The following is a 20,786-nucleotide window of genomic DNA, read 5'->3' on the forward strand; positions in this document are numbered from 1 at the left end:
TCACAGTCCAAGAATCATCTGCGCGATGATGTTCTTTTGAATTTCGTTCGAGCCGCCGTAGATCGAGGTCTTGCGATAGTTGAAGTAGTACGCGGCGAGCGGCGCGGCATCGTCGTCGCCCGCGATGCTGTGCGCACGTTCGCCTTCGAGGAACGGCACATCGAAAGGCGCGGCAAGCGGGCCAACGGCTTCGAACATCAGCTCCGTCAATCCCTGCTGCACTTCCGTGCCCTTGATCTTCAGCATCGACGCCTCCGGTCCCGGACCGCGCCCGCCCGCTTCGTTCGACACAACACGCTGCACCGTGACTTCGAGCGCCATCAGTTCGATCTCGAGGCTCGCCACTTTCGCGGCAAACAGCGGATCGTGCAGCAGCGGCTTGCCGTTCTTTTTCTGCTTCAGCGCGAGATGCTTGAGAAACACGAGTTCCCGCTTCGACTGGCCGACTCGCGCGATGCTCGTGCGCTCATGTCCGAGCAGATACTTCGCATAGGTCCAGCCCCGGTTCTCGTCGCCGACGAGATTCTCGACAGGAACCTTCACGTCCTCGAAGAACACTTCGTTGACTTCGTGATCCTCGTCGAGCGTGATGATGGGACGCACGGTGATGCCCGGCGTCTTCATGTCGATCAGCAGGAACGAGATGCCCTCCTGCTTCTTCGCGCCGCCGTCGGTGCGCACGAGGCAGAACATCATGTCGGCGTGCTGGCCGAGCGTCGTCCAGGTCTTCTGGCCGTTGACGATGTAATGGTCGCCGATGCGTTCGGCACGCGTGCGCAGCGACGCCAGGTCCGAGCCCGAGCCCGGCTCCGAATAACCCTGGCACCACCAGTCGGTGCCGTCGAGAATGCGCGGCAGATAGCGACGCTTTTGCGCTTCGCTGCCGTACTTCATCAGCACGGGCGCGACCATCGACACGCCGAACGGCAACACCGCCGGTGCGCCGATGCGGGCGCATTCTTCGTCCCAGATATGGCGCTGCGTCGCGTTCCAGTTCGGGCCGCCATATTCGACGGGCCACGCGGGCGCCGACCAGCCCCGCTTGCCGAGCAGCTTGTGCCAGCTCGCGAAGTCGTCGCGATTCAGACGTTTGTGGTTGAGGACTGTGTCGCGCAGCTCGTCAGGCAGATTCGCTTCGAGCCAGGCGCTGACGTCGGCGCGGAACGCGTCGTCGGCGGGGGAATAGTTCAGATCCATGCGCAGTGTCTCCTGGCCGCGGCCTGTCGCCGCTAGGAGCACTGCAATCGATGGCTATTGCAGTGGCTCTTTCAGTGCGGCGGGTACGGGCAGCGGCATCACATCGATGCCTTCTTCGACGAGGGCGCGTGCATCTTCGGGCGTCGTGACGCCCCGGATGCTGCGAGCGGGCGCTTCGTTGTAGTGAATGCGCCGCGCTTCCTCGGCAAAGCGGTCGCCCACGTTCTCGGTCTTTTCCAGCACCTCGCGCAGCGCACGCATCACGTGCGCCTGCAATTCGCTAGCGTTCGCGGGAGCCTTGTCGGTCGTGGCGTTCGTCGCCTTCGACAAATTCAGGCGTGGCGCCGACGGCAAACGGCTCACTTCGGTCGCACCGCAAATCGGACATTCGATCAGCTTGCGGGACAACTGCGATTCGAAGTCATCGGCGGAAGCGAACCAGCCTTCGAACCGATGATCGTGCGGACACTGTAGATCGAGGACCTTCATGTGGAGTCAGGGCTTGCGTATGAGTTTAGCGCAAAATTGAAATTTGTGAACGATCGTTCGTTAAAATTCTTCTGCTTTGGCTCGGGCCGGGTCACATAACGCTCCGACATTTGCGCAAAGCACGAGGTGCACGCAGAACATGGTGATCGGTAATTTTAGCGCGTTGGTGCACGACGCGTCGAAGCGTCCCTGGCCCGCACCACAACGAACGTCGGGGAAGGAAAAACGGCAGCGCGAGGGCTGCCGTTTTGCGGGTGGTCGCTGAGTGGATGCGGGCAGCGTATCAGCCCGCCTCTGCCGAGTTCGTCGGCCACTCGCCCGACAAAAGCTTCTCGAGCCAGAACGTGCCGATGATCGTCTTCACGTCGCTCAGCTGACCCGCGCGTATCCATTCCGACACGTCCGTCACCTTCGCAATAAATGTTTCCAGGAACTCACCGTCGTCGAGCTTGCGTTCGCCTGCCGTCAGGCCGCGCGCGACATAGATGTCGATGAACTCCGTCGAGTACGAAATGATTGGGTGAATACGCGTCAGATAGACGTACTCGCGCGCCGTATAGCCGGTTTCTTCGAGCAGCTCGCGCTTTGCGCAGGTCAGCGAGTCTTCGTCCGGGTCCAGCTTGCCGGCCGGATACTCGTACATCACCTTGCCCATCGCGTAGCGGTACTGGCTCTCCATCAGCACGCGGCCGTCGTCGAAGAGAGGAATCACCATCACGGCGCCGGGATGCTTGACGTATTCGCGCGTCGCGGTTTTGCCGTCGGGCAGGCGCACGGTATCGCACTTGACCGTCATGAAGGGCCCTTGATAAGCCACTTCGCTTTTGATGCAGGTCTCGATGAGCGCAGCGTCGTGATCGGGAAGTTCTGCCATGTGCGGCCTCTTGCGGCGAGAGGCGCGACGGCTGGAACCGTCAGCGCCGTTTGACGAGATATTGAAACGTGAAGCCCGGGAAGGCGAACACGATGAACAGGCTGAACGTGATCGCGTAGAACTGCCAGCCCTGTTCGAAGCGGTTGCCGGCGCGCGCTTCGAGCAGGAAGCCAAGCGCGCCGACAATGAAATACAGCACGATCAGTTCGCCGATTCTGATCCACGCGCTTTTCTTCGCGGCCCTCAAGGGCACGACACCGAACAGGCGTTGATTCAGAAACGGCAAGTTCGCGCCCGCGAGCGCCAACAGCACGACGAACCACCCCGCTGCCGACATTACAGCGGCAGCGTGTGCGAGATCGCGTTCAGGCAGATCGACATCAGCGGACCGGGAACGATGCCGAGCACCAGCACAGCGACGCCGTTCAGTGCCAGCAGCGTACGCTTGCAGGCGTCGCCCGCGAGCGGCGTCGTATCGACGGGATCGTCGAAGTACATCAGCTTCACGATGCGCAGATAGTAGAACGCACCGAACAGCGACGTGATCACAGCGAGTACGGCGAGCCACGTGAGACCCGCGTTCATCGTCGCTTCGAGAACCGCGAGCTTCGCGTAGAAGCCGACCGTCGGCGGAATGCCGGCGAGCGAGAACATCATCACCATCATCACGAACGCGAACACGGGGCTACGCTGGTTGAGGCCCTTGAAGTCGTCGAGCGTCTCGGCTTCGAACTCGCGGCGCGCGAGCAGCATCACGACACCGAACGAGCCGAGCGTCGTCAGCAGATAGATGATGCTGTAGAACATCGCCGAGCCGTATGCGCTCGCGGCCGACCCCGTCTTGCCATCGACTACGCCGGCCAGCAGGCCGAGCAGCACGAAGCCCATGTTCGAGATCGCCGAGTACGCCAGCATCCGCTTGACGTTGCGCTGGACGATACCCGTGATGTTGCCGACGATCAGCGACAACGCTGCGAGGATGACCAGCATCTCCTGCCAGTCGACGGCGAGCGGCAACAGGCCCATCACCAGGAAGCGCAGGCCCCACGCGAACGCCGCGACCTTCGGGCCGCCGCCGACGATCAGCGTCATCGCGGTCGGCGCGCCCTGATAGACGTCGGGCACCCACATATGGAACGGCACGGCACCCATCTTGAACGCGACACCCGCGACGATGAAGATCACGCCGAACAGCAGCACGACGTCGTTGATCCGGCCCGATGCAACAGCCTTCAGCACTTCGTTCAGTTCGAGCGAGCCCGTAGCGCCATAGAGCATCGAGATGCCGTACAGCAGGAAGCCCGAAGCCAGCGCGCCGAGCACGTAGTACTTCATCGCGGCTTCGTTCGACGGGGCGGCATCGCGGCGCAGCGCGATCACCGCATACAGCGACAGCGACATCAGTTCCAGACCGAGGTACAGCGTCAGGAAGTTGTTGCCCGAGATCATGATCAGCTGGCCCAGCAGCGAAAACATGCCGAGCAGGAAGAAGTTGCCCTCGTACAGGCCGCGGTCTTCCAGGTACTTGCGCGAGTAGATGATCGTCAGCGCGTAGCCAAGCGACACGACCGCCTTCATCACGCTGGCGAACGGATCGACCACATACATGCGCGAGAAGAAGTACTGCGGCCCGGCACCCGGCGCGAAGGCTTCGATGGCAAACCAGACGCCGGCCACCACCGACGAAACGAGCGCAATGAAATACGTCGTCTTTCGGCTGTCGGGCCCGGCAAAGGTGTCGTTGAGCCACGCGACGACGATGGCGGCCATCACCAGCGCGTCAGGCAACAAGGCGGTCATAGGAGCGTTTTGCATGATCTTTTAAATTCCTCCGCTCTGCATTACTGCGGTAGCGGCAGCTTCGACTGCGCGACGTGGGAGAGGAGGTTTTCCACCGACACGTGCATCACTTCGGTAAAGGGCTTCGGATAGATGCCCATATACAGCGTCAACGCGGCGAGCACCGCCAGCATGACGAACTCGCGACGGTTGATGTCGACGAGGCTCTTCACGTGGTCGTTCACAACCGCGCCGAAGTACACGCGCTTGTACATCCACAACGTATAGGCCGCGCCGAGAATCAGCGTCACGGCCGCGCCGAACGCAATCCAGAAGTTGTACTGGACAGCGGCCAGAATCACCATGAACTCGCCGACGAAACCGGACGTGCCCGGCAGGCCGCAGTTCGCCATCGAGAACAGCATCACGAGCGCCGCGAACTTCGGCATCGTGTTGACGACGCCGCCGTAGTCGGCGATCTGACGCGAGTGCATGCGGTCGTACAGCACGCCGATGCAAAGGAACATCGCGCCGGATACGAAGCCGTGCGAGATCATCTGCACGATTGCGCCTTCCGTACCGAGCTGGTTGAAGATGAAGAAGCCGAGTGTGACGAAACCCATGTGAGCGATCGACGAATACGCCACCAGCTTCTTCATGTCCGCCTGCACCATCGCGACGAAGCCGATGTAGATCACGGCGATCAGCGACAGCGTGATCACGACGGGCGCGAGGAAATGGCTTGCATCCGGCGCGATGGGCAGCGAGAAGCGCAGGAAACCGTATGCGCCCAGCTTCAGCATAATTGCCGCCAGCACGACCGAGCCGCCCGTCGGCGCTTCCACGTGCGCGTCAGGCAGCCAGGTGTGGACGGGCCACATCGGCACCTTGACGGCGAACGCGAGGAAGAACGCGATGAAGAGCAGCACCTGCGGCGTCATCGACAGCTTCGCGGCTTGCCACGTCGCCAGATCGAAGGTGCCCGTCTGCGTATACAGGTACAGCAGGCCGACCAGCATCAGCAGCGAGCCCATCAGCGTATAGAGGAAGAACTTGAACGCCGCGTACACGCGGTTCGCCCCGCCCCACACACCGATGATGATGTACATCGGGATCAGCGTCGCTTCGAAGAACACGTAGAACAACAAGCCGTCGGCCGCGCAGAACACGCCGACCATGATGCCCGACAGGATCAGGAACGCCGCCATGTACTGCGCGACGTTCTTCGTGATCACTTCCCACGCGCTGATCACGACGATCACCGTGATGAGCGCCGTCAGCACGACGAACCACATCGCGATACCGTCGATGCCAAGGTGATACGTGATGTTGAAGCGCTCGATCCAGTTTGCCTTCTCTTCGAACTGCAATGCTGCCGTGCTCGAGTCGAAGTCCGTGATCAGCGGAATCGTCACGATGAAACTCAGGACAGAGCCGATCAGCGAAATCCAGCGCGCAGGACCGGGATTACGATCTGAACCGATGGCCAGAACCACCAGGCCGAAAATAATCGGCATCCAGATTGCGATACTTAGAATCGGAAACGTCGTGTGCATGTGAAGTGTCTCCAGCCTGTTCTTATTTGCCGCCGAGCGTTACAAACAGGGTCAAGAGCCCCAGCATGCCGATGATCATGGCAAACGCGTAATGGTAGATGTAACCCGATTGCAGGAAACGGATCACGCTCGCGAACCAGCCGATAAAGCGCGCGCTTCCGTTGACAATGCCGTCAATGACCACGACGTCGCCTTCCTTCCACAGGCCACGGCCGATTGCCACGGCGCCGCGTGCGAACACGACTTCGTTGATCTTGTCCATGTAGTACTTGTTATCCAGCAGCGTATAGATCGGACCGAACGTGCGGCGCAGCGTAACAGGCAGATCCGGTCGCTGCAGGTACAGGAACCACGCCACCACGACACCCGCGAGCGCCAGCCATACGGGCACGCCCGTTGCGGCGTGCAGGCCCATCGAGGCCCAGCCCTGGAATTCTTCCGCCATCTCGTGCAGCGCCGGATGGTTTTCGCCGATGAAGATGACCTTCTCGAACGCCACGCCGTGCTGGAAGAAATCGCCGTACAGCATCGGGCCGATGCCGATTGCGCCGATCACGATCGACGGAATCGCGAGCAGGACCAGCGGCAGCCACACCACCCACGGCGTTTCGTGCGGCTCGTGAGCGTGGTCATCGTGACCGTGGCCGTGATCGCCGTGTCCGTGCGCAGCGGCTTCGGCGCCCATCGGCGAGTCGGGATGCTTCGGACCGCGGAAACGCTCTTCGCCGTGGAACACCATGAAGTACATGCGGAACGAGTACAGCGCCGTCACGAACACGCTTGCGACAACCGCGAAGTACGCGAAGCCTGAACCCGGCAGATGCGACAGCTTCACCGCATCGATGATCGAGTCCTTCGAATAGAAGCCTGAGAAGAACGGCGTGCCGATCAGCGCGAGCGAACCGACCAGCGACGTGATCCACGTGATGGGCATGTACTTGCGCAGGCCGCCCATGTTGCGCATGTCCTGGTCGTGGTGCATGCCGATGATGACCGAGCCCGCGCCGAGGAACAGCAGTGCCTTGAAGAACGCGTGCGTCATCAGGTGGAACACGGCGACGGGATACGCCGACACGCCGAGCGCGACCGTCATGTAGCCGAGCTGCGACAGCGTCGAGTAAGCGACGACGCGCTTGATGTCGTTCTGCACGATGCCGAGGAAGCCCATGAACAGCGCAGTGATCGCGCCGATCACCGTGATGAACGACAGCGCCGAATCCGACAGCTCGAACAGCGGCGACATGCGCGTCACCATGAAGATACCCGCCGTCACCATCGTTGCCGCGTGAATCAGCGCGGAGATCGGCGTCGGGCCTTCCATCGAGTCCGGCAGCCACACGTGCAGCGGGAACTGCGCCGACTTACCCATTGCGCCGATGAAAAGGCAGATGCACGCGACCGTCAGCAGGCCCCAGTCGGTGCCCGGGAACGTCAGCGAAGCCAGTTCGTGGCTCTTCGCAAACACTTCGCCGTAGTTCATCGAGCCGCCGTACGCGAGGATCAGACCGATGCCCAGGATGAAGCCGAAGTCGCCCACGCGGTTGACCAGGAACGCCTTCATGTTCGCGTAGATCGCGCTTTCACGCTTGAAGTAGAAGCCGATCAGCAGGTACGACACGAGACCCACCGCTTCCCAGCCGAAGAACAGCTGCAGGAAGTTGTTGCTCATCACGAGCATCAGCATCGAGAACGTGAACAGCGAGATGTACGAGAAGAAACGCTCGTAGCCCGTCTCTTCGTCGGCCATGTAGCCGATCGTGTAGACGTGGACCATCAGCGACACGAAGGTCACGACGCACATCATCATGGCCGTCAGCGTGTCGACGAGAAAGCCGATTTCGAACTTCACCTTGCCGGCCGTCATCCATTCGTACACGGTCGCGTTGAAGCTCGCGCCGTTCAGCACGTCGAGGAAAACGATGCACGAAAGAACAAACGAAATCGCGACGCCGAGGATCGTGATCGAGTGGGCCCCCGCACGCCCGACCGTCTTGCCGAACAGCCCTGCGATCAGCGAGCCGGCCAGCGGTGCGAGCGCAACCGCCAGCAACAGGTTTTCATTGAGTGTCGTTGACATAAGAGCCTGTGCCTGAAATTAACCTTTGAGCTGATCGAGATCCTCGACGTTGATCGTGTCGAGGCTACGGAACAGGGTCACCAGAATTGCGAGGCCGATCGCAGATTCGGCTGCCGCGACGGTCAGCACGAAGAAGACGAAGATCTGGCCATGCACGTCGCCGAGGTAATGCGAGAACGCGACGAAATTCGTGTTGACCGCCAGCAGCATCAGCTCGATCGCCATCAGGATGATGATGACGTTGCGACGGTTCAGGAATATGCCGACGACGCTGATCGCGAACAGGATCGCGCCGAGCACGAGGTAATGGGCAAGTGACAACATTTTTCTCTCCTCTGCGTCAGCTGTTCTTGCCGGCGCCAGCGTCGCCGGTAATGGCTTCAGGTTCAGCCAGACGTTCCTTCTCCGCTGCCATCTTGACCACGCGCACGCGGTCTTCGCGGCGCACCTTCACCTGCTCGGACACGCGCTGGCGCTTGCTGTCCTTGCCGTGACGCGCGGTCAGCGCCATCGCCGCGATGATCGCGACCAGCAGCACGAGGCCGGCCACTTCGAACGCGAAGATGTAATCCGTGTAGATGACCTTGCCGATCAGGCGCGTGTTCGACCAGTCGGCGGCGCCCGCGACGGCGGCCGTCGTGTCGCGTACGGGTTGAACCGTCGCGCCGTAGCCGTGCCACAGGATCAGCGCCGTTTCGACCACGATGATGGCGCCCACCACGGTCGCCATCGGCACGAAGCGTTTGAAGTCGCGCCGCAACACGTCGAGATTGATGTCCAGCATCATCACGACAAACAGGAACAGCACCATCACCGCGCCGACGTACACCAGCACCAGCAGGATCGCGAGGAATTCCGCCTGCAGCAGCATCCAGATCGCGGCCGCGTTGAAGAACGCGAGCACGAGGAACAACGCGGACGCCACCGGGTTGCGCGAAGTGATCACCTTCAGCCCTGACACCGTCAGGAGCAGCGCGAAGATGTAGAACAGTACGGTCGTGAATTCCATGATTACCGATTCATCGTTAGGCCATCGTCAGGCTTGGTGCTTCGGCGCGCGTCTTCTGATACATCGCTTTGTCTGACGCGACACCCAAGCGGTCTGGCAGCGCCGCACGGTTTTGCGCCTGGTAAGCCGCGCGGCGTCGAACTGCTATATCAACCCAAATCAACGATAGGGTGCGTCGGCTGCCTTGTTTGCAGCGATTTCCGCTTCGTAACGGTCGCCGACTGCCAGCAGCATGTCCTTCGTGAAGTACAGGTCGCCGCGCTTTTCGCCGTGATACTCGAGGATGTGCGTTTCCACGATCGAATCGACCGGGCAGCTCTCCTCGCAGAAACCGCAGAAGATGCACTTGGTCAGGTCGATGTCGTAGCGCGTCGTGCGGCGCGTGTTGTCCGCGCGCGTTTCCGATTCGATCGTGATGGCAAGCGCCGGGCACACCGCTTCGCACAGCTTGCATGCGATGCAGCGCTCTTCGCCGTTCTCATAGCGGCGCAGCGCGTGCAGCCCGCGGAAACGCGGCGAAATCGGGGTCTTCTCTTCGGGGAACTGCACCGTGATCTTGCGCTGGAACGTATAGCGTCCCGTCAGCGCGAGGCCTTTCAGCAGTTCGGTCAGAAAGAAGGTCTTGAAGAAGTTTTGGATTGCGGTCATGGTTCGTCCGCCTCCTTAATTCCAGATATTCAACGGCGACATGATCCAGAGGCCGACCACGATCACCCAGATCACGGTAACCGGCAGGAACACCTTCCAGCCCAGACGCATGATCTGGTCATAGCGGTAGCGCGGGAACGTCGCACGCGCCCAGATAAATACCGACAACAGGAAGAATACTTTCAGCACCAGCCAGAAGATGCCCGGAATGAACGACAGGAACCCGAACGGTGCACTCCAGCCGCCGAGGAACAGGACGGAAGCCAGCGCCGAGATCACGATCATGTTGATGTACTCGGCGAGGAAGAAGAGCGCGAACGCCATGCCCGAGTAGTCGATCATGTGACCTGCGACGATTTCCGACTCGCCTTCCACCACGTCAAACGGATGCCGATTCGTTTCGGCGATACCCGAAATGAAGTACACGACGAAGGCAGGCAGCAGCGGCAACCAGTTCCACGACAGGAACGTCACGCCGTGGCTCGCGAAGATGCCGCGCATCTGCGATCCGACGATGTCCGACAGGTTCATCGTGCCTGCCGTCATCATCACGACGACGAGCGCGAAGCCCATCGAGATTTCGTACGACACCATCTGCGCCGCCGCGCGCATCGCGCCGAGGAACGCGTACTTCGAGTTCGACGCCCAGCCCGCGAGAATCACGCCATACACGCCCATCGACGAAATCGAGATCGCGTACAGCAGGCCCGCGTTGATGTCGCCGAGCACGGCGCCCGACTGGAACGGAATCACCGCCCACACCGCGAACGCGGGGACCACCACCATGATCGGCGCGATCAGGTAGATCCAGCGGCTCGCTTGCGTCGGCTGAATGACTTCCTTCAGGAGCAGCTTCAGCACGTCGGCGATCGGCTGCAGGAGACCCGCCGGGCCGACGCGGTTCGGGCCAAGACGCACGTGCATCCAGCCGATCAGCTTACGTTCCCACAGGATCAGGTAAGCCACGCACAGCAGGATCGCGACGGACACCACGAGGATGCGCACGAGTGCCCACACCGTAGGCCAGGCCACGCCGAGAAGCTGGCTGCCGCCCGCGTTGATCGTATCGAACAAGGTCATTTACGCCTTCTCCACCACCAGTTCACCGAACAGGCTGCCCAGCGCTGCACCGGCTGGCGTAGCCGCCGATACGCGGACGACCGTCTCCGCAAGATTCGCATCACGCACGGCCGGAACCTGCACCGAGCGATCGCCCTGACGAACGCGCACCGCGTCGCCTTCCTTCAAATCCAGCTTGTCGAACAGCGCCGCCGGCAAACCGACCGTGTGGGCGGCACGCGCGGCCGCCGTCAGCTGCAACGACTCTGCACGGCGCACGAGCGGATCGGCGTGATAGATCGGCACATCGGCGATGCGCTCGAACGTGCCTTCCGCCGCCTTCGCCGCGCTGCTGCGCGCGATGGCCGCGGTCGTCTCGTTCGACAGGCGCGACGTCAGATCGCCATCGCCCAACGCGTCGACGCGCACTTCTTCAGCCGTGTCGTAATCGAAGCCCGGCACGCCGAGCAGGCTGCCCAGCACACGCAGAACCTTCCATGCGGGGCGCGTATCGCCCAGCGGACGCACGACGCCGTTGAACATCTGCACCGTGCCTTCCGCGTTGATGAACGTGCCGGCCGTTTCCGTGAACGGCGCGATCGGCAGCAGGACGTCCGCGTACTCGGCGCCCGTCTGGAACGGCGACATCACGACGACCATTTCCGCCTGGTTCAGCGCGGCTAGCGCCTGCGCCGGGTTGGCGGTATCGAATTCCGGTTCGAGGTTCAGCAGCAGGTAACCCTTGCGCGGCTGCTCGAAGACTTCGCGGGCGTTCAGACCGCCCTCGCCCGGCAATGCGCCGACGAGATGCGCGCCGACGGTGTTCGCCGCTTCTGTCAGGAAGCCGAGCGAGGCGCCCGTTGCATCAGCGATCCATTGAGCCGCTGCGTGAATGCGCGCGAACTCCGGATGCTGGACAGCGCCGTTGCCGAGCAGCACGACGCGAAGCTCGCCCGTGGTGAGCGATGCCGCCGTCTGCTTCGCGACATCCGACACCTGCGCGCCTGCGAACGCCTCCGGCAACGCGACGCCCTTCGCTTCCGACACGGCGGCAGCGATGCCAGCCAGCTCATTGAGCCATGCCGACGGTGCCGCAGCGATACGTGTAGCTTGCGGAATCAGCGCGTCGTCGCGCGTGGCTTGCAGCAGCGTGATCTTCGCGCCACCCTTGGCTGCCTGACGCAGACGCGCGGCGAACAGCGGATGATCGCGGCGCAGCGACGAGCCGATCACCAATGCCGAGTCGAGCGTCGACAGATTAGCGATAGCCGTACCCAGCCACGGCGTGCCGTTTGCGCCTGCCGGGAAGTCCGTCTGACGCAGACGGAAATCGACGTTCGACGTTCCGACCGCTTCTGCGATCTTCTTCAGCAGGAACAGTTCTTCGACCGTGCTGTGCGCGCTGCCAAGCGTGGCAAGCGCGTCAGCGCCGTGATCCGCCTTGATTCCCTTCAGACCCTTGACGACGTATTCGAGCGCCGTCTGCCAGTCCGTCTCGACCCACTGGCCGCCCTGCTTGAGCATCGGGCGCGTCAGACGTTCCGGGCTGTTCAGGCCTTCGTACGAGAAACGGTCCTTGTCCGAAATCCAGCACTCGTTGATTGCTTCGTTTTCGAACGGCAGCACGCGCATCACGCGGTTGTTCTTCACCTGCACGACGAGGTTCGCGCCGACGGAATCGTGCGGGCTCACCGACTTGCGGCGCGACAGTTCCCACGTACGGGCGCTGTAGCGGAACGGCTTGCTGGTCAACGCGCCGACGGGGCACAGGTCGATCATGTTGCCCGACAGTTCGGAGTCGACCGTCTTGCCGACGAACGACGTGATTTCCGAGTGCTCGCCGCGGCCCAGCATGCCGAGCTCCATCACGCCGGCGATTTCTTCACCAAAGCGGACACAGCGCGTGCAGTGAATGCAGCGCGTCATTTCTTCCATCGAGATCAGCGGGCCGACGTTCTTGTGGAACACGACGCGCTTCTCTTCGCTATAACGCGACGACGACTTGCCGTAACCGACGGCCAGATCCTGCAGCTGGCATTCGCCGCCCTGATCGCAGATCGGGCAATCGAGCGGGTGATTGATCAGCAGAAACTCCATCACGGATTGCTGACCCTTCACCGCCTTTTCCGATTTCGTGCGCACGATCATGCCCGCCGACACCGGCGTCGCGCATGCAGGCACGGCCTTCGGCATCTTCTCGACATCGACGAGACACATCCGGCAGTTGGCCGCAATCGACAGCTTCTTGTGATAGCAGAAGTGAGGGATGTAGGTATCGACCTTATGTGCAGCCTGAATGATCATGCTGCCTTCGGCCACCTCTACTTTCTTGCCGTCTATTTCAAGTTCAACCATGATGGTCAATCTTCCTTAACCTGTTACCGCTCAATCGTTCGCCCGCTCGCCGCTGCGCTTTTGCGCGAAGCGGCGGCTCTCGCGCTTGCCTGTGGCTTTACTCTGGCTTTACGCGGCGATCGTTTCCGATGCCGCCGCTGCGCCCTCATGACCGCCGACGAGGCAACGCTTGTTGGCGACGTGATACTCGAATTCGTCCCAGTAGTGCTTGAGCATGCCGCGCACGGGCATGGCAGCCGCATCGCCGAGCGCGCAGATCGTGCGGCCCATGATGTTCTCCGCGACTGAGTTCAGCAGATCCAGATCTTCCTGGCGGCCGAGGCCGTGTTCGATGCGATGCACGACGCGATACAGCCAGCCCGTGCCTTCGCGGCACGGCGTGCACTGACCGCACGACTCTTCGTAATAGAAATACGACAGGCGCAACAGCGAGCGCACCATGCAGCGCGTCTCGTCCATCACGATGACGGCGCCCGAACCCAGCATCGAACCCGCCTTCGCGATCGAATCGTAGTCCATGTCGGTTTGCATCATGATGTCGCCCGGAACCACGGGCGCCGACGAACCGCCGGGAATCACGGCCTTGATCTTCTTGCCGCCGCGCATGCCACCCGCGAGTTCCATCAGCGTCGAGAACGGCGTGCCGAGCGGGATTTCGTAGTTGCCCGGACGCTCGACGTCACCCGACACCGAGAAAATCTTCGTGCCGCCGTTGTTCGGCTTGCCTATTTCGAGGTAGGCCTGCGGACCGACTTCCAGCAGAAACGGCACGGCTGCGAACGTTTCCGTGTTGTTGATCGTGGTCGGCTTGCCGTACACGCCGAAGCTCGCCGGGAACGGCGGCTTGAAGCGCGGCTGGCCCTTCTTGCCTTCCAGCGATTCGAGCAGTGCGGTTTCTTCGCCGCAGATGTAGGCGCCGTAACCGTGGTGCGCATGCAGCTGGAACGAGAAGCTGGAGCCCATGATGTTGTCGCCGAGGAAACCGGCTGCGCGCGCTTCCTCCAGTGCCTCTTCGAAGCGCTTGTAGACTTCGAAGATTTCACCGTGGATGTAGTTGTAGCCGACCGTGATGCCCATCGCGTACGCGCCGATGGCCATGCCTTCGATCAGCGAATGCGGGTTCCAGCGCAGGATGTCGCGGTCCTTGAACGTGCCCGGCTCGCCCTCGTCCGAGTTGCAGACGAGATACTTCTGCCCCGGGAACTGGCGCGGCATGAAGCTCCACTTCAGGCCCGTCGGAAAGCCTGCACCGCCGCGGCCGCGCAGACCCGAAGCCTTCACGTCGGCGATCACCTGCTCCGGCGGAATCTTCTCTTCGAGGATACGGCGCAGCTGCTTGTAGCCGCCGCGCGCCACGTAGTCTTGAAGATGCCAGTTGTCGCCGTTCAGGCCGGCGAGAATCAGCGGTTTGATGTGACGATCGTGCAAAGACGTCATTTCGAAAGTTCCTCGAGCAGCTGGTCGATCTTCTCGCGGCTCATGAAGCTGCACATGCGATGGTTGTTCACGAGCAGCACAGGAGCGTCACCGCACGAACCCATGCACTCGCCCTCTTTCAGGGTGAACTTACCGTCCGGGGTGGTTTCGCCGAAGTCGATGCCGAGCTTCTGCTTCAGATATTCGGCGGCGCTGTCCGAACCGCCATCGGGACCGAGCTGGCACGGCAGGTTCGTGCAGAGCGTGATCTTGTGTTTGCCGACGGGCGACGTCTCGAACATCGTGTAGAAGGTCGCGACCTCCTGCACGGCGACGGCCGGCATGCCGAGATAGTCCGCGACGAACTCCATCAGTTCGGGCGACAGCCAGCCATGCTCCTGCTGACCGACGGCCAGCGCCGCCATCACGGCGGACTGTTTCTGATCGGCGGGGTACTTCGTGATCGCACGATCGATTTCTTTCAGGCCTTCAGCTGAGATCATTTTCAGACACGACTCTTTCAATTCCTACCGAACGAAAACCTGTCGCGCACTGCGTGTTGCGACAGACCCGGCGTTCCTTTGCTTGACGCGCGCCCCGCTTCTCATGCGTTATCGGCTACGTGAGCGCGCGCCTTGATGAATACTGCTCGTGAATTCGCCTAGCGATCGACTTCACCGAACACGATGTCTTGCGTGCCGATGATCGTCACGGCGTCGGCGATCATGTGACCGCGCGCCATTTCGTCGAGCGCGGACAGGTGTGCATAACCCGGCGCGCGAATCTTCAGGCGATACGGCTTGTTTGCGCCATCCGACACCAGATAGATGCCGAACTCGCCCTTCGGATGCTCGACGGCCGCGTATGTTTCGCCTTCCGGCACGTGGAAGCCTTCCGTGAAGAGCTTGAAGTGGTGAATCAGCTCTTCCATGTTCGACTTCATGCCGACGCGCGACGGCGGCGCGACCTTGTGATTGTCCGTCATCACAGGGCCGGGATTCTTGCGCAGCCATTCAATGCACTGTTTCGCGATACGCGTGGATTGACGCATTTCTTCGACGCGCACCAGATAGCGGTCGTAGCAATCGCCGTTTACGCCCACGGGGATGTCGAAGTCCAGCTGGTCATACACTTCGTACGGCTGCTTCTTGCGCAGATCCCACTCGATGCCCGAGCCGCGCAGCATCGCGCCCGTCAGGCCCAGTTGCAGCGCGCGCTCCGGACTCACGACGCCGATGCCGACCAGACGCTGCTTCCAGATGCGGTTGTCGGTGAGCAGCGTTTCGTACTCGTCGACGTACTTCGGGAAGCGGTTGAAGAAGTCTTCGATGAAATCGAGCAGCGAGCCCTGGCGGTTCTCGTTCAGCTTCGACAATGCCTTCGCATTGCGAATCTTCGATGCCTTGTATTGCGGCATCGCGTCCGGCAGATCGCGATACACACCGCCCGGACGATAGTACGCAGCGTGCATCCGCGCGCCGGACACCGCCTCATACACGTCCATCAGGTCTTCGCGCTCGCGGAACGCGTAGAGGAACACCGCCATCGCGCCGACGTCGAGCGCATGCGCGCCGATCCACATCAGGTGGTTCAGCACGCGCGTGACTTCGTCGAACAGCACGCGGATGTACTTTGCGCGAATCGGCACGTCGATGCCGAGCAGCTTTTCGATTGCGAGCACATAGCCGTGCTCGTTGACCATCATCGACACGTAGTCGAGACGGTCCATGTACGGCACCGACTGGATGAACGTCTTGCTCTCCGCGAGCTTTTCCGTCGCGCGGTGCAGGAGGCCGATGTGCGGATCGGCGCGCTGGATCACTTCGCCGTCGAGTTCGAGCACGAGGCGCAGCACGCCGTGCGCTGCCGGGTGCTGAGGGCCGAAGTTGAGCGTGTAGTTCTTGATCTCTGCCATGACGTTCTCTTAGTGTTTCAGGCCGCCATAGTGATCCTCGCGGATCACGCGCGGCGTGATTTCCCGCGGCTCGATCGTCACCGGCTGATAGACGACGCGCTTCTCTTCCGGGTCGTAGCGCATTTCGACGTAGCCGGAAACCGGGAAATCCTTGCGGAACGGATAACCGATGAAACCGTAATCGGTCAGGATGCGGCGCAGGTCCGGATGACCTTCGAAGACGATGCCGTATAGGTCGAATGCTTCGCGCTCGTACCAGTTGGCCGAATTCCAGATCTCGACGACCGACGGAACCAGGGGCACAGCGTCGTCCGGCGCGAACACGCGCACGCGCAGGCGCCAGTTGTTCGAGATGGACAGTAGATGCAGGACAGCGGCAAAACGCGGACCTTCGTAAGCGCCTTCACCGTAAGTTTGATAGTCGACACCACACAGGTCGATCAGTTGCTCGAAGTGCAGCGTCGCGTCATCGCGCAGACGCGTGGCCACTTCGAGGTAATCGCCCGCTTTCACGACGATGGTCAGCTCACCGATGGATTCGGTGACGCTCGTCAGGCGGCCGCCAAAGGCCGCCTCGAGGTTCGCTTTGAGGGTCTCGAGTTTGGTTGCCATATTGTGGGGGAGGCTCTGGCCTTATTGACGGGCGATGGTATTGGTGCGGCGGATCTTCGCCTGCAGCTGGATCACGCCGTACACCAGCGCTTCAGCCGTGGGCGGGCAGCCCGGCACATACACATCGACGGGGACGATACGGTCGCAGCCACGCACCACCGAATACGAGTAGTGATAGTAGCCACCGCCGTTCGCGCACGAACCCATCGAGATCACCCAGCGCGGCTCGGCCATCTGGTCGTAGACCTTGCGCAGCGCGGGCGCCATCTTGTTGCACAGCGTGCCGGCGACGATCATCACGTCCGACTGTCGCGGACTTGGACGAAACACCACGCCAAAACGGTCGAGGTCATAACGGGCTGCGCCCGCATGCATCATCTCGACAGCACAACACGCGAGACCGAACGTCATCGGCCACAGTGAACCGGTACGCGTCCAGTTGATCAGCTTGTCAGCCGTGGTGGTGACAAACCCTTCCTTCAAGACCCCTTCGATACTCATTTGCTTTCCACTCCAGACGGGCGGCGAGCCATCGCCACCCCTACATACCGGCGATTAACCCGTCATTCCCAATCAAGGCCACCTTTCTTCCAGATATAGGCGAAGCCCAACAGGAATTCGAGCAGAAAAATCATCATCGAGATGAAGCCCGGCCAGCCGATATCGCGCAGGGCAACACCCCACGGGAACAGGAACGCCGTTTCAAGGTCGAAAATGATAAAGAGAATGGCAACCAGGTAGTAGCGCACATCGAACTTCATGCGCGCATCTTCGAACGCTTCGAAGCCGCACTCGTACGGTGCGTTCTTTTCGGTATCCGGCCGATTCGGACCGAGGATCTTGCCGATACTGACCAGTGCTACGCCTAAACCGGTGCCCACGAGGAGGAACAACAAAACGGGGAAATAGGCTGCGAGGTTCAAAGCTATCCTCAATCGGTTGGTTCTGAGTGACGCCAGGAGACGCGGACCATTTTGAACAACCCCTGACGCGAAACACTTCGGGATGCTTGATGTCGAAAGCCCACAGCAAACACCACCCTAGAAGTGAAAATGCCAGCCGAAGCTGAAGCAAGCGGCTGGCATTAGATAACATTGGTGCCGACGGCGAGACTCGAACTCGCACAGCTTTCGCCACTACCCCCTCAAGATAGCGTGTCTACCAATTTCACCACGTCGGCACTGTCTGCAATCCGGGAAAACAACTTGTAAAACCCGCGAATCGCTTCAAGACTTGAATTCTAACCCGTTTAAGCAGTTTGTTCAACGCACAAACGCGTTTTCTTCGAAGATTTATTTCGGCACATCTTGGCCTGGCGCAGAAGCTGCGGATGCAGCAACTGCAGCCGATGCATTAGCGGGTGCAGACGCAGCAGGAGCAACGGATGCAGCCGCAGGAGCCGTTGCAGGAGCACTGCCAAGGACGCCCGCCGAAGGTTTCGAGTGATACGCGCCGATGTACGTCAGTGCCAACGTGGTGGCGAAGAACACTGCTGCCAGTATCGCAGTCGTACGTGACAGAAAATTAGCAGAGCCCGTCGCGCCGAAGAGACTGCCCGACGCGCCGCTACCGAAGGCCGCGCCCATGTCGGCGCCCTTGCCGTGCTGCAACAGCACGAGGCCGATGACGCCAAGCGCCGACAGCAACTGCACGACAATGATCAACGTTTTCAAATACAGCATCACACTCACCTGGGTCTTTATTTAACCGCGCAACAACACACATGCTGCGCGCAATGGGTCATCCTCGCCCGGGCACTCTGCCTTGCTTGGTCAGCGCGCGGCGGTCGCCGCGACGGCTGCACTGCAGATTGCCAGGAAATCCTTGTCTTTCAGCGACGCGCCGCCGATCAAACCGCCGTCGATATCCGGCTGACTGAACAACTCTTCCGCGTTCTCCGGCTTCACGCTGCCACCGTACAGCAGCGGCACGCTTTCCACGTCGTCGCCCCTCATTGCGAGACGCGCGCGCAAGAACGCATGAACGTCCTGCGCCTGTTGTGCCGTCGCGCTCTCCCCGGTGCCGATGGCCCACACGGGCTCATACGCAACGACGATGCGAGCCGAATCTTCCACCGACAACGTCGCGAGCACCGCATCGAGTTGCGCGCCCACGATCTGCTCTGTCCTACCCGACTCGCGCTCTTCAAGCGTTTCGCCGACGCAGACGATCGGCGTCAAACCTGCCTCGAGCGCGCGCTGTGCCTTGACAGCGACGGTCTCGCCGCTTTCGCGGTGATACGCACGACGCTCGGAGTGTCCGACGATCGCAAACGATGCGCCAAATTCCGCTGCCATTTCGGCAGCGACTTCACCGGTATAGGCACCCTGCGTATGCGCGGACACATCCTGCACGCCCCACGCGACGCGGCCGCCTTCCAGCAGCGACTGCGCTTGCGGCAGATAAGGACACGGCACGCATACGCCGACTCGCACATCGTCCGGAAGATCGTCCGCGCCAAGCGATACGGCTTGCAGCAGCACGCGGTTGTCGGCAAGCCGACCGTGCATCTTCCAGTTACCGACTACCAGTTTTGCTCGTTGTTTCGCCATCGTCTCGCTCGTTTCGTCGTGGTGCGGGTCCTGGGCGCGTCCGCTTCGTCAGCGCCCCCAGCTCTCTGGTGCCCGCGGTCCGCCTGCAAAATTCATGCAGAACGCGCAAAACACACGATTTTACTGTGTGCTGACAGACCGGGTCAAACTCAATTAAATGGGCGCTGTCAAGCATCCGCGCCCCAATTCAGCACGATCTTGCCGACGTGCAGGCTGCTTTCCATCAGCTCGTGCGCCTGCGCCGCCTGCGCCGCCGGGAATACCTTGTAGATCACCGGCTTGATCGTGCCGTCTTCGAGATGCGGCCACACGCGCTCCTTCAGTTGCGCCGCGATCTTCGCCTTGAATTCGACTGGACGCGGACGCAGCGTCGAGCCCGTCACCGTCAGGCGACGGCGCAGAATGTCGTTCAGATTCACTTCGACCTTGGCGCCGCCGAGCAGCGCGATGATCACGAGGCGGCCGCCATCGGCGAGCGCCTTCAGTTCGCGTGGCACGTAGCTGCCCGCCACCATGTCGAGAATCACGTCGACGCCACGGTCATTCGTGAGCGACTTGATCACTTCGACGAAATCTTCCGTCTTGTAGTTGATCGCACGTTCCGCGCCAAGCGCCTCGCACGCACGGCACTTTTCGTCCGTGCCGGCTGTCGCGAACACGCGATAGCCGAGTGCATGCGCGATCTGGATCGCCGTCACGCCAATGCCGCTCGAACCGCCCTGCACGAGGAACGTCTCGTTCTCGCCGCCCTCGCCTTTACCGAGCAACGCACGGTCAAAAACATTGCTCCAGACAGTGAAGAAGGTCTCGGGCAAGGCCGCCGCTTCGACATCGGAAAACCCCTTCGGCACAGGCAGACACTGCAACAGCGGCACGGCCGCGTATTCCGCGTAGCCGCCGCCCGCCATCAGCGCGCACACGCGATCGCCGATCTTGAGACCGAACGGATTGCGCTTCTCGTCGATATTTCCGCCGACGATTTCGCCCGCCACTTCCAGCCCCGGCAGATCCGACGCGCCAGGCGGCGGCGCATAGCCGCCCTTGCGCTGAAACACGTCCGGACGATTCACGCCCGACGCGGACACTTTGATCAGCACTTCGCCCGCTTTCGGCTCAGGCATCGGCCGCTCGGCGAGCTTCAAGACTTCCGGCGCACCGAATTCGGTGATTTCGATTGCGTTCATCGTCGTCTCTCCCAAGGTCTGGATAGCGCTGCAAATCGGCCACGAAAACCAGTTCGCACTGCAA

Annotated in this window: 21 protein-coding genes and 1 tRNA gene; all 22 read right to left on the reverse strand. The window is 61.4% G+C overall.

Annotated features, from left to right (window positions below):
- A complete protein-coding gene (locus AB4Y32_RS03510; RefSeq protein WP_368720018.1) occupies positions 1 to 1,197 on the reverse strand; it encodes an acyl-CoA dehydrogenase family protein in 1,197 nt (398 codons plus the stop codon).
- 54 nt (positions 1,198 to 1,251) lie between these two features.
- Positions 1,252 to 1,686 carry a DUF1178 family protein gene (locus tag AB4Y32_RS03515; protein ID WP_368720019.1) on the reverse strand — a complete coding sequence of 145 codons (435 nt, stop codon included), beginning with the start codon at positions 1,684 to 1,686 and terminating at the stop codon, positions 1,252 to 1,254.
- A 283-nt stretch (positions 1,687 to 1,969) separates the two neighbouring features.
- Entirely contained in the window at positions 1,970 to 2,560 is a 591-nt protein-coding gene (locus tag AB4Y32_RS03520; RefSeq protein WP_368720020.1) for an NUDIX domain-containing protein, read from the reverse strand.
- A gap of 40 nt (positions 2,561 to 2,600) precedes the next feature.
- The gene (locus tag AB4Y32_RS03525) at positions 2,601 to 2,897 is read right to left on the reverse strand and encodes a DUF2818 family protein (protein ID WP_368720021.1); all 297 of its coding nucleotides are present in this window, start codon (positions 2,895 to 2,897) and stop codon (positions 2,601 to 2,603) included.
- Positions 2,897 to 4,375 (reverse strand): NADH-quinone oxidoreductase subunit NuoN, encoded by a 1,479-nt coding sequence (nuoN, locus tag AB4Y32_RS03530; protein ID WP_368720022.1) that lies wholly within the window; start codon positions 4,373 to 4,375, stop codon positions 2,897 to 2,899. The genes AB4Y32_RS03525 and nuoN overlap by 1 nt, the downstream gene beginning before the upstream one ends.
- A 26-nt stretch (positions 4,376 to 4,401) precedes the next feature.
- Positions 4,402 to 5,895, reverse strand: a complete 1,494-nt coding sequence (locus tag AB4Y32_RS03535; RefSeq protein ID WP_368720023.1) for an NADH-quinone oxidoreductase subunit M — start codon at positions 5,893 to 5,895, stop codon at positions 4,402 to 4,404.
- Between the two features lie 22 nt (positions 5,896 to 5,917).
- Entirely contained in the window at positions 5,918 to 7,972 is a 2,055-nt protein-coding gene (nuoL, locus tag AB4Y32_RS03540; RefSeq protein ID WP_368720024.1) for an NADH-quinone oxidoreductase subunit L, read from the reverse strand.
- 18 nt (positions 7,973 to 7,990) lie between these two features.
- On the reverse strand, positions 7,991 to 8,296 hold the full coding sequence (gene nuoK, locus AB4Y32_RS03545) for an NADH-quinone oxidoreductase subunit NuoK (RefSeq protein WP_368720025.1): 306 nt from the start codon (positions 8,294 to 8,296) through the stop codon (positions 7,991 to 7,993).
- Between the two features lie 16 nt (positions 8,297 to 8,312).
- Complete coding sequence (locus AB4Y32_RS03550) at positions 8,313 to 8,981, reverse strand: NADH-quinone oxidoreductase subunit J (protein ID WP_152762447.1); 669 nt, start codon at positions 8,979 to 8,981, stop codon at positions 8,313 to 8,315.
- 159 nt (positions 8,982 to 9,140) lie between these two features.
- The gene (gene nuoI, locus AB4Y32_RS03555; RefSeq protein ID WP_012401389.1) at positions 9,141 to 9,629 is read right to left on the reverse strand and encodes an NADH-quinone oxidoreductase subunit NuoI; all 489 of its coding nucleotides are present in this window, start codon (positions 9,627 to 9,629) and stop codon (positions 9,141 to 9,143) included.
- Between the two features lie 15 nt (positions 9,630 to 9,644).
- Positions 9,645 to 10,709 (reverse strand): NADH-quinone oxidoreductase subunit NuoH, encoded by a 1,065-nt coding sequence (gene nuoH / locus AB4Y32_RS03560; RefSeq protein WP_342936310.1) that lies wholly within the window; start codon positions 10,707 to 10,709, stop codon positions 9,645 to 9,647.
- A complete protein-coding gene (gene nuoG / locus AB4Y32_RS03565) occupies positions 10,710 to 13,043 on the reverse strand; it encodes an NADH-quinone oxidoreductase subunit NuoG (protein WP_368720026.1) in 2,334 nt (777 codons plus the stop codon).
- A gap of 108 nt (positions 13,044 to 13,151) precedes the next feature.
- Positions 13,152 to 14,480, reverse strand: coding sequence for an NADH-quinone oxidoreductase subunit NuoF (gene nuoF, locus AB4Y32_RS03570; RefSeq protein ID WP_368720027.1), 1,329 nt, complete (start codon positions 14,478 to 14,480; stop codon positions 13,152 to 13,154).
- Entirely contained in the window at positions 14,477 to 14,962 is a 486-nt protein-coding gene (gene nuoE / locus AB4Y32_RS03575) for an NADH-quinone oxidoreductase subunit NuoE (protein ID WP_090864399.1), read from the reverse strand. Before nuoE ends, nuoF begins: the two co-directional genes overlap by 4 nt.
- Before the next feature lie 158 nt (positions 14,963 to 15,120).
- Entirely contained in the window at positions 15,121 to 16,374 is a 1,254-nt protein-coding gene (locus AB4Y32_RS03580; protein WP_368720028.1) for an NADH-quinone oxidoreductase subunit D, read from the reverse strand.
- Positions 16,375 to 16,383: 9 nt separating this feature from the next.
- The gene (locus tag AB4Y32_RS03585; protein ID WP_368720029.1) at positions 16,384 to 16,986 is read right to left on the reverse strand and encodes an NADH-quinone oxidoreductase subunit C; all 603 of its coding nucleotides are present in this window, start codon (positions 16,984 to 16,986) and stop codon (positions 16,384 to 16,386) included.
- Between the two features lie 21 nt (positions 16,987 to 17,007).
- Positions 17,008 to 17,487: a NuoB/complex I 20 kDa subunit family protein gene (locus AB4Y32_RS03590; RefSeq protein WP_006052903.1), complete on the reverse strand. Its 480-nt coding sequence runs from the start codon at positions 17,485 to 17,487 to the stop codon at positions 17,008 to 17,010.
- A gap of 62 nt (positions 17,488 to 17,549) precedes the next feature.
- Positions 17,550 to 17,909, reverse strand: a complete 360-nt coding sequence (locus AB4Y32_RS03595; RefSeq protein WP_007588164.1) for an NADH-quinone oxidoreductase subunit A — start codon at positions 17,907 to 17,909, stop codon at positions 17,550 to 17,552.
- 172 nt (positions 17,910 to 18,081) lie between these two features.
- Positions 18,082 to 18,166 (reverse strand) — tRNA-Leu (locus AB4Y32_RS03600).
- A 112-nt stretch (positions 18,167 to 18,278) separates the two neighbouring features.
- The gene (secG, locus tag AB4Y32_RS03605) at positions 18,279 to 18,668 is read right to left on the reverse strand and encodes a preprotein translocase subunit SecG (protein WP_368720030.1); all 390 of its coding nucleotides are present in this window, start codon (positions 18,666 to 18,668) and stop codon (positions 18,279 to 18,281) included.
- A gap of 90 nt (positions 18,669 to 18,758) precedes the next feature.
- Positions 18,759 to 19,538: a triose-phosphate isomerase gene (gene tpiA / locus AB4Y32_RS03610; RefSeq protein WP_368720031.1), complete on the reverse strand. Its 780-nt coding sequence runs from the start codon at positions 19,536 to 19,538 to the stop codon at positions 18,759 to 18,761.
- A gap of 167 nt (positions 19,539 to 19,705) precedes the next feature.
- Complete coding sequence (locus tag AB4Y32_RS03615; protein WP_368720032.1) at positions 19,706 to 20,722, reverse strand: NAD(P)H-quinone oxidoreductase; 1,017 nt, start codon at positions 20,720 to 20,722, stop codon at positions 19,706 to 19,708.
- Positions 20,723 to 20,786 lie beyond the last annotated feature (64 nt).

It is taken from the genome of Paraburkholderia phymatum (assembly GCF_040965635.1).
In the GTDB taxonomy this organism is placed as follows: Bacteria; Pseudomonadota; Gammaproteobacteria; order Burkholderiales; family Burkholderiaceae; genus Paraburkholderia; species Paraburkholderia phymatum_B.